18 protein-coding genes and 2 rRNA genes are annotated in these 13,939 nt (G+C 45.0%); 1 reads left to right on the top strand and 19 read right to left on the bottom strand.

Going from position 1 to position 13,939, the window contains the following annotated elements; translation table 11 throughout:
- The 17 genes from Q8R38_08625 to Q8R38_08705 form a co-directional block, all read right to left on the bottom strand.
- Nucleotides 1–546: a crossover junction endodeoxyribonuclease RuvC gene (locus tag Q8R38_08625; protein ID MDP3792088.1), complete on the bottom strand. Its 546-nt coding sequence runs from the start codon at nt 544–546 to the stop codon at nt 1–3.
- Nucleotides 546–1,283, bottom strand: a complete 738-nt coding sequence (locus Q8R38_08630; protein MDP3792089.1) for a YebC/PmpR family DNA-binding transcriptional regulator — start codon at nt 1,281–1,283, stop codon at nt 546–548. Before Q8R38_08630 ends, Q8R38_08625 begins: the two co-directional genes overlap by 1 nt.
- Nucleotides 1,283–3,343: an elongation factor G gene (gene fusA, locus Q8R38_08635; GenBank protein ID MDP3792090.1), complete on the bottom strand. Its 2,061-nt coding sequence runs from the start codon at nt 3,341–3,343 to the stop codon at nt 1,283–1,285. Before fusA ends, Q8R38_08630 begins: the two co-directional genes overlap by 1 nt.
- Nucleotides 3,344–3,524: 181 nt before the next feature.
- On the bottom strand, nt 3,525–5,294 hold the full coding sequence (locus Q8R38_08640) for a YgiQ family radical SAM protein (GenBank protein ID MDP3792091.1): 1,770 nt from the start codon (nt 5,292–5,294) through the stop codon (nt 3,525–3,527).
- Between the two features lie 7 nt (nt 5,295–5,301).
- Nucleotides 5,302–5,628 (bottom strand): hypothetical protein, encoded by a 327-nt coding sequence (locus tag Q8R38_08645; GenBank protein ID MDP3792092.1) that lies wholly within the window; start codon nt 5,626–5,628, stop codon nt 5,302–5,304.
- 3 nt (nt 5,629–5,631) lie between these two features.
- The gene (locus tag Q8R38_08650) at nt 5,632–5,964 is read right to left on the bottom strand and encodes a hypothetical protein (GenBank protein MDP3792093.1); all 333 of its coding nucleotides are present in this window, start codon (nt 5,962–5,964) and stop codon (nt 5,632–5,634) included.
- Nucleotides 5,965–5,976: 12 nt separating this feature from the next.
- On the bottom strand, nt 5,977–6,393 hold the full coding sequence (locus Q8R38_08655; GenBank protein ID MDP3792094.1) for a secondary thiamine-phosphate synthase enzyme YjbQ: 417 nt from the start codon (nt 6,391–6,393) through the stop codon (nt 5,977–5,979).
- 158 nt (nt 6,394–6,551) lie between these two features.
- Nucleotides 6,552–7,109, bottom strand: a complete 558-nt coding sequence (locus tag Q8R38_08660) for a LemA family protein (protein ID MDP3792095.1) — start codon at nt 7,107–7,109, stop codon at nt 6,552–6,554.
- 49 nt (nt 7,110–7,158) lie between these two features.
- Nucleotides 7,159–7,917: a TPM domain-containing protein gene (locus tag Q8R38_08665; GenBank protein ID MDP3792096.1), complete on the bottom strand. Its 759-nt coding sequence runs from the start codon at nt 7,915–7,917 to the stop codon at nt 7,159–7,161.
- 11 nt (nt 7,918–7,928) lie between these two features.
- Complete coding sequence (locus tag Q8R38_08670) at nt 7,929–8,669, bottom strand: hypothetical protein (protein ID MDP3792097.1); 741 nt, start codon at nt 8,667–8,669, stop codon at nt 7,929–7,931.
- Nucleotides 8,666–9,202 (bottom strand): hypothetical protein, encoded by a 537-nt coding sequence (locus Q8R38_08675; GenBank protein ID MDP3792098.1) that lies wholly within the window; start codon nt 9,200–9,202, stop codon nt 8,666–8,668. Before Q8R38_08675 ends, Q8R38_08670 begins: the two co-directional genes overlap by 4 nt.
- A complete protein-coding gene (locus tag Q8R38_08680; protein MDP3792099.1) occupies nt 9,196–9,546 on the bottom strand; it encodes a response regulator in 351 nt (116 codons plus the stop codon). The genes Q8R38_08675 and Q8R38_08680 overlap by 7 nt, the downstream gene beginning before the upstream one ends.
- A 20-nt stretch (nt 9,547–9,566) precedes the next feature.
- Nucleotides 9,567–9,938, bottom strand: coding sequence for a response regulator (locus Q8R38_08685; protein ID MDP3792100.1), 372 nt, complete (start codon nt 9,936–9,938; stop codon nt 9,567–9,569).
- A gap of 17 nt (nt 9,939–9,955) precedes the next feature.
- Nucleotides 9,956–10,330 carry a hypothetical protein gene (locus Q8R38_08690; GenBank protein ID MDP3792101.1) on the bottom strand — a complete coding sequence of 125 codons (375 nt, stop codon included), beginning with the start codon at nt 10,328–10,330 and terminating at the stop codon, nt 9,956–9,958.
- Nucleotides 10,331–10,765: a hypothetical protein gene (locus Q8R38_08695; protein ID MDP3792102.1), complete on the bottom strand. Its 435-nt coding sequence runs from the start codon at nt 10,763–10,765 to the stop codon at nt 10,331–10,333.
- Entirely contained in the window at nt 10,762–11,118 is a 357-nt protein-coding gene (locus tag Q8R38_08700; protein ID MDP3792103.1) for a hypothetical protein, read from the bottom strand. The genes Q8R38_08695 and Q8R38_08700 overlap by 4 nt, the downstream gene beginning before the upstream one ends.
- A 1-nt stretch (nt 11,119) precedes the next feature.
- On the bottom strand, nt 11,120–11,326 hold the full coding sequence (locus Q8R38_08705; protein MDP3792104.1) for a PspC domain-containing protein: 207 nt from the start codon (nt 11,324–11,326) through the stop codon (nt 11,120–11,122).
- Nucleotides 11,327–11,787: 461 nt separating this feature from the next.
- Between Q8R38_08705 and Q8R38_08710 the strand changes: the two genes are divergently transcribed.
- Entirely contained in the window at nt 11,788–12,030 is a 243-nt protein-coding gene (locus Q8R38_08710) for a hypothetical protein (GenBank protein MDP3792105.1), read from the top strand.
- Between the two features lie 69 nt (nt 12,031–12,099).
- On the opposite strand, the gene rrf is transcribed toward Q8R38_08710, so the two are convergent.
- Together rrf and Q8R38_08720 are read right to left on the bottom strand one after the other, a co-directional pair.
- A 5S ribosomal RNA gene (gene rrf / locus Q8R38_08715) occupies nt 12,100–12,217 on the bottom strand.
- Between the two features lie 63 nt (nt 12,218–12,280).
- Nucleotides 12,281–13,939, bottom strand: a 23S ribosomal RNA gene (locus tag Q8R38_08720); the annotation flags it as partial.

Genomic DNA, 13,939 nt, shown 5'->3' on the forward strand with positions numbered 1-13,939 from the left:
TTAGCCCTTGCATTTAAAGCCCCGGATTCCGGCTCCCGGTCCTTTGTTGATATAACAATACGCTATCGCCATGGCGAGCGCATCGCTTACATCTACCGGCTCCGGAGGATTCTTTAGTTTAAACGTATTCTGAACCATCCTCTGCACCTGTTGTTTTGAAGCATGCCCGTTACCGGTCACGATCTTTTTTATCTTAGTGGAAGGATAATTTATTAAGTTCACGCCATTTATACCGCAAGCAAGACATACGACTGAGCGGGCATGGCCCATAAGTATCGCTGTGGCAGGATGCTTGTAATGAGAATATATCTTTTCCAGTACTAATACAGAAGGCTTGTGTTCTCTGATTATTTCCGAGACCTCTTCGAATATCTTTTTTAACCTGGCCTGTATCGGTGTATTCGCCGCGGTCTTGATAATCCCGGCCTCGACAATTTTAAAATTGCCATTCGCTCCTGGTAGGCAATTCCGCGAAGCGAAATTATTGTCCTCGATTATACCATAACCTGTGGTCCCGAGGCCCGGGTCAATGCCGAGTATCCGCATTATTCCTTTATCAGCTCATCCGGTATGTCAAAATTGGCGTACACGTGCTGAATATCCTCATGTTCCTCGATCGAGTCGACAAGATCCAGTATTTTTTTAGCTTCATCGCCCGCCACCTTTACCGTACTCTTGGGAAGAAGAGTTATTTCGGCGTCTTCGGTCTTTATACCGGCGTCGTCTATAGCCTTCTTCACTTTAAAATAGTCTTGAGGGCTCGTCTTTATAGCGTAGTTTTCATCTTCTACTATCAGGTCCTCCGCTCCCGCGTCAAGAGCTATGCCCATTAACTTGTCTTCGTCTATTACATTCTTGCTTACAACTATATATCCCTTCTTTTCAAACATCCAGGCCACTGAACCCGCGCCTGCCATGTTGCCGCCCTTTTTTGTAAATATCGTCCTGACTTCGGCGGTGGTCCTATTCTTGTTGTCCGATACGCCTTCGACATATATTGCGACTCCGCCCGGCCCATAGCCCTCCAAAGTTATATCCTCATATGTCACGCCTTCGAGCTGTCCGGTGCCTTTTTTTATAGCGCGATCTATGTTATCCGCCGGCATACTCGACTCCTTGGCTCTCTCTATCGCCACTCTAAGCCTTGGGTTAGTATCGGGGTTACCGCCATTCCTGGCGGCTACCGTGATTTCTTTTATAAGCTTCGTAAATAGATTGCCGCGCTTCGCGTCTGTCGCAGCTTTTTTGTGTTTAATCGTTGCCCACTTTGAATGACCGCTCATTAATCCTCCGCTTCCTCTTTTTTGGTTAATTTTGCCTTGTCTATTATGGCCTGCGCCTGGTTAGACGGCACTACTTCGTAATGCGAGAAACTCATCGCGTAAGTTCCTCGTCCTCCTGTAATCGATTTTAATTCATTTACATACTTATACATCTCCTCCAGTGGAACCTTCGCCTTAATGGTTTGCGATCCATCCCCCGGATCCATCCCCATGATCCTGCCGCGCCTTGAATTTAGACTGCCTGTAATATCACCCATAAACTCGTCCGGTATTACAACATCTACGTCCATTATTGGCTCTAAAAGCACCGGCTTTGCTTTTTGCATAGACTCTTTAAATGCCTTACGCGCAGCCGTCTGGAATGCTATATCTTTTGAATCTACCGGATGGGTCTTCCCGTCATAAACTATCGCCTTCACATCGACAACCGGAAATCCCGCCAATATTCCGGACTGCAACCCCATCCTTATACCTTTTTCACAACTTACGACAAACTGTCTCGGTATCGCACCGCCGACAACCTCATCAACAAATTGGAATCCCTCGCCCCGCGTAAGCGGCTCTATGCGCATCCACACTTCAGCAAATTGCCCTGCGCCGCCGGACTGTTTTTTATGTCGATACTGAGCGTCTCCTTTGCCCAGAATCGTTTCCTTATACGCTACCTTGGGAGTACCCATATCAACCTGCACGCCATAGCGCATCTTCATCCTGTTGATCATCATATTGATGTGCATATCGCCCATGCCGGACACTATCATCTCTTTGGTCTGTTCGTCCCTAGTAACTTTAAATGTCGGGTCTTCCGCCATCAACTTATGAACAGCTCCGGATATTTTATCTTCATCCGACCGCGTTTTAGGCTTTAGGGAAAAAGATACCGCCGGCTCGGGAAACTTTATCTCATTAAATTTTACAGGATTTTTTTCATCTGTAATAGAATCGCCTGTATGCGTCTCTTTAAGTTTAGCTACGCATGCTATATCGCCCGCCTGCGCGGAATCCATTGAGCTCTGCGTTTTCCCCATCAGGCTGAAGATCTGACCTATCTTTTCGCGCGCGTTTCTATTGACATTGTAAAAGCCATTGTTTGACTGAAGCTTCCCGGAAAAGACCTTAAATATTGATATCTGCCCGAGAAAAGGGTCCGACAATGTTTTAAAGACAAGCGCTGAAAACGGCCCGTTAGGATTCATCCCGATATCTACTTTATCGCCTGAATCCGGCTTAGTGGCTTCCTCTTTTGGCCTATCCAGAGGAGACGGAAAATATTCCACTATAAAATCAAGGAGTTCTTTGATGCCTATGTTACGCGTCGCGGATCCACAGAGTATAGGCGAAACATCGTCAGTATTTACGGCTTTACGCAGCGCTTTTGTAAGCTCATCGGCAGTAAGTTCGCCCTTATCGAGATACTTTTCCAGCAGCGCATCATCTGTTTCAGCTACTGTCTCGGCAAGAACATCTCCAAGCGCCTTAAAATGGGCCTTCTCCGCGTCTTCAAGCGATTCCGAACCCTTGCCTGTTATTACGCTTGCCACTGACTTAAAATCATCCTCTTTGCCTATGGGGTAATCGACGGGTATGCAGTGCTTGCGAAATTTATTCTGTATGCTGTCATAACATTTGTCATAATCTGAATGCTCTCTATCCAGCATATTTATGAAGAAGAAACACGGAACACCCTTCTCCTTCGCCATCCTGAATGCGCGCTCGGTACCTATCTCTATGCCGGCGGCGGCATTCACGACTACTATGCACGCGTCAGCTGCCCTCAAGCCCCCTATCATCTCTCCCGCGAAATCTATATATCCCGGAACATCCAGAATATTTATCTTCTTCGATTTATATAAAAAACTTATCAATGACGTGCTTGCGGAATGCTTTTTGTCTTTTTCGTCTTCGTTGTAATCAGATACCGTAGTACCGTCCTCTATCCTGCCCATTCTGGCTATAGAGCCGCCATTTAAAGCTAAGGCTTCGGCCAATAACGTCTTGCCACATCCTGAATGGCCAAGCAGAATAATATTTCTTATATCCTGACCAAAAAAGTTCGCCATTTAGTCCCTCCGTGATCTGTTTTGGCTCTTGTGGTAATTATATTATTATATAGAAGCACAACCATATGTCAAGGGAATTAGCCCTACTTCACCCTTCAATATACAAACAATGGTAGAGTTTCGTAGAGGCTATTCCTGCGAAGCCCCACCTCATACTTACGAGTTGAAGGGCGAAGCAGAATTAGGCCGCGAATAGCCTTTTTAGATCCTCCCTATTTAATATCTTAAGCGCCTTCCTGACATATTCCCTATTCTGTGGATTCTTATACTGCATTAAAGCCCTCTGCATCATCCTTTCGCTCGGTTTTTTAGCCACATAAACGGCTCTACCGGTAGATGGATCCATTTGCGTATGATACATAGCCCCCGATACGGTCATGGGTAACGGTATAAAATCCTGCACCTGCTCAGGATGGATATGCTTTTTCGCCAAATATACCGCCAGCACAAGCGCGTCCTTCAAGTCCGCCCCTGGATGGCCCACAATAAAATAATTTACCAGATACTGTTTTTTACCCAGGCGCTTATTTATATTCTCAAATTTGTCCATGAATTTTTCATAAATATCGAATTTTGGCTTATTCATCAGTTCCAAAACGGAATCGGCGCAATGTTCGGGAGCGACCTTCAATTGGCCGCTAATATGGTCGGCGCATAGTTCGCTCAGGTACTCGTCCGCATACGAGTCCGTCAAAAGGTCGAATCTGACGCCGCTGCCAACAAACACATGCTTAACTCCGGGTATCTTTTTCAACTCTTTCCACAGACGTATAGAATAATCATACCCTAACTTCAAATTTTTACATTTCTGCGGCACCATGCATTTTTTGTCGCGGCACGTGCCCTGCGCGCTCCACGACCGGCATTCGGCCTTATATAAATTTGCCGTAGGGCCGCCTATGTCAGTAATAGTCCCTTTAAACTTCTTGCTCTTCGATATTAATTTTATCTCTCCTACTATGGACTCGACGCTGCGGCTCTGCACATGGGCGCCTTGATGAAGATATAGTGAACAAAAATTACATGCGCCGGCGCACCCTCGATGTGAAACTATGGAATTTCTTACAGACTCAAAGCCCGGCACTCCGCCGGAAGCCGCGTAAGAGGGATGACATTCTCTCGTAAAGGGCAAAGAATAAATTTCATCCATCTGTTCCTGCGTTAAAGGCGCCGCCGGAGGATACTGTATCACAAATCTGTCGCCGTGTTTTTGGACTATGGCCTTACCCCTTATGGGATCTGCTTCCAAGTAGGCCGCCTTAAATGCCTCGTTAAATTTCCCTTTGTCATTACTTACGTCTTCAAACGAATGAATATCAATATAATCTTTTACATTTTTTAAATTCTTTCTAACAACAACCGTGCCATAAATATTGTCAATATCGCTTACGGCCTCACCCGCCGCCAGTCGCCTGGCTATATCAACTATCTGGGTTTCGCCCATGCCATAGACAAGAATATCGGCCTTAGCGTCCAGAAGAAGCGAACGCCGCACTTTATCAGACCAATAGTCATAATGGGCAAGTCGCCTCATGCTTGCTTCAATACCGCCTATTACTATAGGCACATCCTTAAAAGATTCTCTTAGCTTGTTGACATACATTATAGTTGCCCTGTCGGGCCTAAGATGGGCTTTACCGCCGGGTGAATAGTCATCCATATTGCGCACTTTCTTATTGGCGGTATAATTTGCTATCATTGAGTCGAGGTTCCCGGCCGTAACGCCGAAAAATAATTTTGGGCGTCCTAATCTCCTGAAATCATCCAGCCTATGCCAATCGGGCTGAGCTATAACGCCGACTTTGAAACCCGCGCCTTCAAGCACTCTGCCTATCATGGCTACGCCATAAGACGGGTGATCTACGTAAGCGTCGCCGCTGACAAGTACTACATCAAGCTCGCCCCAATCTCTTCTCTCTAAGTCATCTTTTGATACCGGTAGATAATTCATAGGTTATTTAAACAACCGTGATCGTTATGTTTACTACTGTGTTGCCGCCTGAATCGTCTTCATAGTATCTAACGATAGCGTTATCCAGTATGTTTACATCCATGAGCCATATAGTTGCCCCGAGTTTTCTTATCGACACGTTTTGCGGAACATAAAACTCCATCTCACCGCCAACGCCATTTACCCTGATCGTCGCTGTAACCCAATTTATGTACGAGACGCGTCCCTCGAAAGATTTAATTTGCGGTTTATCATCACAATATGAAGGCGAGACAAAAAACGCGGCTACCGCGAATACTGCGGACAAAACTATCGCAACAATGATTTTGTTCATTTATTAGAACTCTGCGTATTCTCTTTCCAATACTATCTTTACTGCCCTGGGGGTGCCTGTGGGATTGTCATAATATTTGATCAACACTGGATCGTCCTGTAACACATCGGACAAACCTACTGTTTCAGTCCCCCAAACTATATTTGTTCCGGCGGGAACATAGAATGTCATCTCGTCCATGCCCGCAACTGTCAATAGCGAGCCTGCCCAGTCTATTTCCTGCACTATACCGCGATAGGTCTTTAGCTCGTCATCCTCGCAGTATAAGCTACTGGTGGATAATATAAACATGGTCGCAATTAATCCAATGAGGCATATTTTGAAAATATTGGTCATCTCTCCTCCCGTCTATTCTCCTATTATCTTTACGAGGACTCTCTTGCGCCTCTGCCCGTCGAATTCTCCGTAAAAGATCTGTTCCCACGGCCCGAAATCGAGCTTGCCATCCGTAACGGCACAAACAACCTCTCGCCCCATAATCGTCCTTTTCAGGTGTGCATCGCCATTATCTTCACCTGTCAAATTGTGCTTATACTTGTCCTTGCCATATGGCGCCAATTTCTCGACCCACGCGAGAAAGTCCTGGTGCAACCCGGATTCGTTGTCATTGATAAATACGCTCGCGGTAATGTGCATCGCATTAACCAGGCACATGCCCTCTTTTACCCTGCTCTCGTCAATAGCTTCCAGCACCTGTTCAGTAATATTCACGATCTCATACCTATTCTTCGTATTGAACCAAAGGTATTTCGTATGCGATTTCATTTATCACTCTCCTGTTTGTCCAAGACTAAGCCTCGTTATGTTCGCACAAAGTCTTTCGTACTTTCCAACCTGCCAATTCTAACCAGGTTAGAAAGCCTTTTCATTCCTGTCGCAGGCGGAACCTTTGTGGCCCGCCTATACTTATCGAAAATTTTATCCTAAAACTTAACCTCCGGCACTGCCTTCGCTTTTTCTTCCGCTTTGAAGTATTCGGTTGCCGGCTTGTAGCCGAACATTCCGGCGACAACATTGGCCGGGAACCTTCGGACTGTGATATTAAACTCTTTGACCGCTTCGTTATATCTCATCCTCTCGACCGCAATCCTATTTTCGGTACCTGATAACTCATCCATAAGTTGCAAGAACGTCTGATCGGCCTTCAACAAAGGATAATTCTCAACGACCAAAAGCAATCTTGACAGCGCCGCATCAACCTGACCCGCGGCCTTTACTTTTTCGTTAACAGTCGATGCATTCGCCCATTGAGAGCGCGCCTTTGTAACATCCTCAAATACCGTCTTTTCATGCGCCGCATAACCCTTTACCGAATTCACAAGGTTCGGTATAAGGTCATTACGTCTCTGCAATTGATTCTCGACCTGAGCCCACTTTGCGGTAATGGTTTCATGCTTCGTGACTATACCATTGTATGTTGATGCAACTGCTACTCCCACTATTAGAACTGCCGCTACCAACCCTATCAAAATGCCCTTCATTACTACCTCCTTTTTCAGCTTTAAGTTGTAAGCCATAAACTTACGGCTGTCAAAATCCTCCGCCGGCGCCGCCTCCTCCACCGCCTCCGCCGCCGCCTCCGCCAAATCCACCGCCGCCAAATCCGCCACCTCCAAATCCACCGCCATATGTTAAAAAGCTGTCTTTCCGCTTACCCGCAGGCAGATTATGCCAGAATAAAAACCTGAAGACCGACGCTACTGCACATATTATGAAGAATAGTGCGGCCATGCCCATATCATCGCCTTTTTCAGAAGAAGCGCTTACGCTCTTAATATTAAGGCCGCTTAAGCCATCGAGCGTTAACTTAGCATCTTTGGCAATAACATCACTGATCGCGGCCACTCCGTAATAAAGTCCCTTGCCATATTCGCCGGCCTTAAAATACGGCACCATGTAACTGCGGCCGATCTGCCCGCAACGGCCATCCGGCAAAATTCCTTCCGCGCCGTAACCTGTTTCAATGCGCCAGCGCCTCTGGCTTACCGCCAATAACACCAGCACGCCATTATCTTTACCGAGTTTACCGGGTTTCCATGAATCAAATATCATACGCGCGTAACTATTTTCATCATATGGAGCTATAGAACTTACCGCGACGACAAAAATTTCCGCTGAAGTTTTTCGTTCAAGTTCCTCTATTAAAGCCGTTATCTTATTTTTATATTCCTGGGAGATAACGCCTGCCGAATCATTGACCCAGCCTGAGGGCTGCCCAATATCATCAGCTTTGGAGGCCTGCGAAAATAGCAGGGTTGTAAAAAATATTATCAGAAAAATTTTTCTCATAGAAGTGCTAATTATAAGAGGTCCACTTTATCGCTTATGCTTTCAAGTATCTCGACAAGCTGGGCGAAAAACTGGTCTATTTCCTTCGTGCCTAATCTGGCATTGATATTTTTGGCATTTAGCATGCTTCTTAAGCTTCCTACATCGACCGCAAACTCTCTGGCTACATCATCCAAAATGCCGTCCTTGCTGCAGGAAGGCTGCTTGCCCTTCAGCCTCACAAGATTACGCAGTATATGAAGACTTGAAGTGGCGGATTTAAACAAAAAGTTTTTAAGAATAATTTTATTCGAGGTCCTCATGCAAAACTTTTTTATATTCAATATTTTCGACTTAAGTTCCTGCTCACATTGAAATCTTAAATTCTTTATATCTATCTGAAGATCCTTAAATATATCTTTGCCGTATAATACAGAATGACTCTCTTTCATATCTAAAAACTCTATGGGAAATACATCCAGCGACTTTTTTATATAATCTTCTGTAAAAAATACAGGATTTATAATAGAGAATTTATTCTTATTCAAAAGGCAGGCGGCCTTCTTAATTGACGATATGGACGTGTCGTTTAGCACAATGGCCAGATTTATATTAGAATATTTACCCGCGTATTCTCCCCTGGCAGCGCTCCCATATAGGGCCACGCAGACAAGCTGGTCCGAATAAACATTTCTTATGCATTCCACGAGTTTATCAACTGTTCTTTTTATATTATGCGGCAGATTTAATTCTTCCATAAAAAATTTTCTCATGGTACTATTATACCCTCCTCATCTTCGCGTCTTATAACTGTGTCATAAAAAGCGGCGCTCTGCCCGCCCAATAGCATATACATGCTTGCCTGCTCATAAGGATTAAAGTTAACGTCATCTCTGTATCGTCTTGCTACGAGCCTGCCCGACTCGCTATACATCTTTATCTCCATCATCTTGCCTGTTTCATCATAAGCGACTTCGTAGAGCAGGATAGGCCCGCTGTATATCCACCTTATTGCGGACCACCCGTCTATACCTATCTTTAACCTGCCCTTGCCGTCATACAGCGCTTCTTCTGTCTTCTTGCCGAGCATATTAAATCTTTCTATCTTCTCAATGGTGCCGTCGCCGCGGCAATATACGGAAGCCTTCAGATAACCGTTAACATCATACACGTCGCACTTTCTTACCTTTCCGGTCTTCCAAAACTCGAACTTCTTCAGGCTCTTTACTTCGCCGTCTCCATAAACGGCACAAGCCGTCAAAAGGCCGCATAACACAAAGAATAGCGCTATCTTTATCTTCAGCATCTATATTTTTCTAAAATATCCTCTACGTCTTTTAGTTTTACGGGCTTTGTAAGGTATTCGTCTGTCCCTATCGCCTTGGCGAAAAAACCTCTTATGGCAGGATATCCGGTAATCATTACGGTCTTGGAATTTATACTATTTTCTCTTATATATCTTACCAATTCAAGACCCGTCATCTCCGGCATATTGTGATCCAGAAATATTATGTCATAATGGTTCGATTTTATGAGCTCGAGAGCTTGCCTGCCGTCATAGGCATGATCCATATCGACATTTTTATAGCGAAGCCGCTCTTTGAGCATATCGATAAAATCCACCTCATCATCCGCTATTAAAATACGCATAAGCCGAGTATTATACCATATCAGTCTTTTAGGAACTTCTTAATTTCTATAAGCAAGTCGCTGAACTCAAACGGTTTGACCATATAGCCGTTGGCGCCGCATTTTTTTGCGACTGCCATATCGCTATCGGTTGCTTTTGCGGTAAGAATTATTATAGGAATACGAGTAAACCGCTTGTCGCTTTTAAGTATGTTGCAAACCCACAGCCCATCCACCTGCGGAAGCATCAGGTCCAGAAGAATCAGGTCGGGCGTTTCCGTGCGGACCTTTTCGAACCCCTCCTTGCCGTCAGATGCGCATATAGCATTAAAGCCGCTCTTCTCGAGGTGCATCTTTAAAAATAACGCCGCATCCGGCTCATCCTCTATGATCAATATTTTTTTCTTAGCCATCATGTCCTTTTAAATATTCACTTTTCTTCGATTCGCGCTTCATCCAGTGTGCCTTGTTCCGTATATATAAGAGTTGCCCTGACCCCCTTAAAGAAGGATGATGTGCCGGGCTTATATATACAATCTTCGCGCTTCCCATCCAAATCCTTAATTGAAACAACGGGCATGCCGTACCTTGCCTGAATATCGGATCTGGCCTGGCCTTTTTTAATGGTGCCTGCATTGATCGCTTTTTTCACTTTTTCGAAATTCTTCGTCTCGTCATCATACTGCTTTTTGATATCCGCCTGTGACTTCGAAACCTGGATCAAAACATCGAGGCCTTCGGCGCCGCAAACAGACGCAAGCAGTAAAAACAATATTCCTAAAACCGTAAAAGCTCTTATCGCCATCTATTCCGGCTCCTGCGAATCGCCAACCCTCTTAGCCACCTCAAAATACCATATATCATGCTGGCTCCACATGAGAGTTTTTCCGTCGCGCTGCTTAACATACCACCAATACGTTACGCCGTTCTCAAATTTATCTGCCGGAACCGCTATTGAGAATGTGCGCGGGTCGATAACCTGGTCAACTACAACATCATATCCATCACCCTTGTGAACAACTATTCTATAACTATCCCTGTTACCGCTCGGTATGGGCAGCATTGCCCACTCAAACACCACACCCTTGCCATCCGATATGTCCACCACAGACTGATCCTGCGGCTTCACATATGCAACACGCGGGACAGATCCGGGCCCGGCACCACCCATCCTGCTTTCCGCAATAAGCGGAATCAGTAAAATAGAACCGATAACAAACAAAGCACAGGCCTTTTTCATCTGCTTTTACCTCTCACCGGTATGCCCTGAGCGCGCAATTCATCAGTTTTCTCTTTCGAGCATTCCATGCATAAAAATATAGGTTTCGAATCGCTTCTGTCATACCCCGCGGTCTTTATAAGTCTCCATAAATGCGATACCTTCCCGCATTTATCACATTTACCTTCTTTTATATGCCATACTTCAACTGCCTTAGACGTGAAGATAAACTTATCTACCCAGAAGAATATGGCGCCGCCTATAAGATTAGCTATTATGGTGGAGTACAAACTTGCCCCCAGCTGCTTGACTACAAGCCATAGTATGGGCGTACTAAGCTGCCAACGTATCAAATATAGTACAAATCTTCTCATCTCACGACACCTTTCCTTTACCGCCCGCCGGCCTTCTCGGCGCAACGACCCACAGGACGATATAGATGAAGATAGTCAATCCGCCGAATAACGCGAATAGCACAAACAAAAGCCTGACAAAAGTCGAATCAACATTAAAATATTCCGCTATCCCGCCACATACGCCGCCTATTCTTTTATCAGTGGTCGATAGATAAAATTTTTTCATCTTTTTTACTCCCTTCCTTTGCAAAAAAAGAAATCGCCAGCAAGATCGTGGCGACTTTAACTATTTTTACCTTGTTTTTGGGCATATTTTGCCTCTCCTATTAAACCTAATAATATTATATAAAGCGATGAATTTCAAGCATAATCTGACACAAAAATGTCCGACAAAATAAAGCTTGACCAAATCTGGCTTCCTATCCTAACATATAGGCATGGAGAAGTGTCCTAACAACTCAAAATACACATTCAAAAAGTCTATACGTGTAAACAGCTATATAAAAAATATCATAGAAAAAAATTTCAGAGATGTTTGTAAAAATACCGGGCTTAAGCTCTCTTATGGCAAGATTGCCAGAGCATTCTGGGCTTCTCTTGCAGAAAAACCCGCACTTAGAAAAAAGTGTATGGATTTAGTATGTAAATCGATAATGAAAGACCACCGTAAAAAACAAGGGGGTCAGAATGGACATAAAAAACCCTGATATGATACCGGAGGCTGCAAAAAAAGCAATCTCGTGCAACGGAACTCATGCATGCCGCGGTAAGCCGGAAGAGATGTGCCCTCCGGAATCTATGGTGGCCAACAACCTACTGTTTGTCTCAAATAAAAAATATCCTCACTGCCCATACTATGTTCCATTCGGTTACGGCGGATGCTGCAACTTCCCTGTTCGCAAGGACATATATAAACTCTACGGAATTTAGCCGGATACCGAGTCACTTCTATAATAAAAAAGAGCCGCTATCAGTTAAGATAACGGCTCTTCTAATTTAACCCGGCACTGGTCTACTCTCCCAGCCAGTTGCCCGGCAAGTACCATTGACGCTGGAGGGCTTAACTTCCGTATTCGGAATGGGAACGGGTGTGGCCCCTCCGCTCTAAAGCACCGGGATAAAATCGATAACAATCCATAGTAACCATTAGGATCCTCGAGCCAAACCATTGAATAATAAAAAGGTCAAGCCAAACGACCGATTAGTACAGCTAAGCTAAAAGCCTCACGGCTCGTACACTTGCTGCCTATCAACCTTGTAGTCTACAAGGGGTCTTAAGGGATATCCATTCTCGGGGAGGGCTTCACGCTTAGATGCATTCAGCGTTTATCCTTTCCGAACGCGGCTACCCAGCCATTGCCACTGGCGTGACAACTGGAACACCGTAGGTTCGTCTGTCCCGGTCCTCTCGTACTAGGGACAGCCCCCCACAAATATCCTGCGCCTGCATCAGATAGAGACCGACAATACTGTTACTCTTCGCTTATTGCGAAGGGATCGGACATTTCTGCCGATCTCTGCATATCGCTATGCAGTTCGGACTATATCTTTCCGCCTTATCAGCGGATCCGGCGTATAGTCTCTGAGGTTTTAAGATGATAGAAGTTTTTCTTTTGAATATTTTTTAAACCTTACATTCGCTTGTTTGAAAACCAGCCCTACTATTCTGTCAAATCCTTTTCGCTCTAAATGCTCTCCATTATTTATAATTTCAAGCACTTCCGCGAAAATCTCATAATCAACCTGCTTCCCAGAATGTAGCGGATGTTCTTTAAAGAACGGAATTATTTTTTCTTTTAAATCTTTCCTATCTTTAACCACCAAAACCCACGATCTATCTGTAGAACTTTTAGGATGATTTGGTTTAATATAACCGCAACCTAATCTATTCCTAAAACCTTCTAAAACATTCAATCCTTTTGGATTTTGGCTCAAATGGAATTCTGTGATAACCTGCCACTTTAGCGGCAAATCCTCACGCTTACCAAATCCCACGTAGAAACACCCTTCGCCGTCAACAAAACCAGCGAAATATTCATCAGAAATCTTCGTCTTCTCGCTTACCTGCTGATTGTCCGCATACTGCGCATTGTCACTTGACTTCATAGAGATATATTAACTCTATCTGATTATTTTGTCAAGTAGCGAGTAATTCTCGGATTTTCCAGCATATAGCCAGATTTAAAGACAGCAACGGTCAACTCTACTGTCTTACGACGTTCTGAACCCAGCTCACGTACCACTTTAACCGGCGAACAGCCGGACCCTTGGGACCTTCTCCAGCCCCAGGATGTGATGAGCCGACATCGAGGTGCCAAACCTCCTCGTCGATGTGAACTCTTGGAGGAGATCAGCCTGTTATCCCCGGAGTACCTTTTATCCGTTGAGCGATGGCGCTTCCACACGCCAACCACCGGATCACTAAAACCTACTTTCGTACCTGCTCGGCTTGTTGGGCCTCACAGTTAAGCTCTCATCTGCTTTTGCGCTCAGCGTGCGATTGCCGTCCGCACTGAGAGAACCTTTGTACACCTCCGTTACATTTTAGGAGGAAACCGCCCCAGTCAAACTGCCCGTCTGGCATTGTCCCTTGGCCCGATATAGGGCCACAGGTTAGAATCCTAATACTATAAGGGTGGTATTTCACATTTCCGCTCCATCCACGCTAGCGCGCAGACTTCAAAGCGTCCCACCTATTCTACACATACAGGATCAAAATCCAGTACCAGAGTACAGTAAAGGTTCCGGGGTCTTTTCGTCTTGATGCAGGTAACCGGCATCTTCACCGATACTACAATTTCGCCGACTCACTCGTTGAGACAGCGGCTCTGTTGCTACA

It is taken from the genome of Candidatus Omnitrophota bacterium (genome assembly GCA_030695905.1).
Taxonomy (GTDB): domain Bacteria; phylum Omnitrophota; class Gorgyraeia; order 2-01-FULL-45-10; family 2-01-FULL-45-10; genus CAZHPY01.

What these genes read in the sequence shown, in the direction of transcription:
- Q8R38_08625 (MDP3792088.1), bottom strand. Translation starts at nt 546, where the DNA reads ATGCGGATACTCGGCATTGACCCGGGCCTCGGGACCACAGGTTATGGT.
- Q8R38_08630 (MDP3792089.1), bottom strand. Translation starts at nt 1,283, where the DNA reads ATGAGCGGTCATTCAAAGTGGGCAACGATTAAACACAAAAAAGCTGCG.
- fusA (MDP3792090.1), bottom strand. Translation starts at nt 3,343, where the DNA reads ATGGCGAACTTTTTTGGTCAGGATATAAGAAATATTATTCTGCTTGGC.
- Q8R38_08640 (MDP3792091.1), bottom strand. Translation starts at nt 5,294, where the DNA reads ATGAATTATCTACCGGTATCAAAAGATGACTTAGAGAGAAGAGATTGG.
- Q8R38_08645 (MDP3792092.1), bottom strand. Translation starts at nt 5,628, where the DNA reads ATGAACAAAATCATTGTTGCGATAGTTTTGTCCGCAGTATTCGCGGTA.
- Q8R38_08650 (MDP3792093.1), bottom strand. Translation starts at nt 5,964, where the DNA reads ATGACCAATATTTTCAAAATATGCCTCATTGGATTAATTGCGACCATG.
- Q8R38_08655 (MDP3792094.1), bottom strand. Translation starts at nt 6,393, where the DNA reads ATGAAATCGCATACGAAATACCTTTGGTTCAATACGAAGAATAGGTAT.
- Q8R38_08660 (MDP3792095.1), bottom strand. Translation starts at nt 7,109, where the DNA reads ATGAAGGGCATTTTGATAGGGTTGGTAGCGGCAGTTCTAATAGTGGGA.
- Q8R38_08665 (MDP3792096.1), bottom strand. Translation starts at nt 7,917, where the DNA reads ATGAGAAAAATTTTTCTGATAATATTTTTTACAACCCTGCTATTTTCG.
- Q8R38_08670 (MDP3792097.1), bottom strand. Translation starts at nt 8,669, where the DNA reads ATGAGAAAATTTTTTATGGAAGAATTAAATCTGCCGCATAATATAAAA.
- Q8R38_08675 (MDP3792098.1), bottom strand. Translation starts at nt 9,202, where the DNA reads ATGCTGAAGATAAAGATAGCGCTATTCTTTGTGTTATGCGGCCTTTTG.
- Q8R38_08680 (MDP3792099.1), bottom strand. Translation starts at nt 9,546, where the DNA reads ATGCGTATTTTAATAGCGGATGATGAGGTGGATTTTATCGATATGCTC.
- Q8R38_08685 (MDP3792100.1), bottom strand. Translation starts at nt 9,938, where the DNA reads ATGGCTAAGAAAAAAATATTGATCATAGAGGATGAGCCGGATGCGGCG.
- Q8R38_08690 (MDP3792101.1), bottom strand. Translation starts at nt 10,330, where the DNA reads ATGGCGATAAGAGCTTTTACGGTTTTAGGAATATTGTTTTTACTGCTT.
- Q8R38_08695 (MDP3792102.1), bottom strand. Translation starts at nt 10,765, where the DNA reads ATGAAAAAGGCCTGTGCTTTGTTTGTTATCGGTTCTATTTTACTGATT.
- Q8R38_08700 (MDP3792103.1), bottom strand. Translation starts at nt 11,118, where the DNA reads ATGAGAAGATTTGTACTATATTTGATACGTTGGCAGCTTAGTACGCCC.
- Q8R38_08705 (MDP3792104.1), bottom strand. Translation starts at nt 11,326, where the DNA reads ATGAAAAAATTTTATCTATCGACCACTGATAAAAGAATAGGCGGCGTA.
- Q8R38_08710 (MDP3792105.1), top strand. Translation starts at nt 11,788, where the DNA reads ATGGACATAAAAAACCCTGATATGATACCGGAGGCTGCAAAAAAAGCA.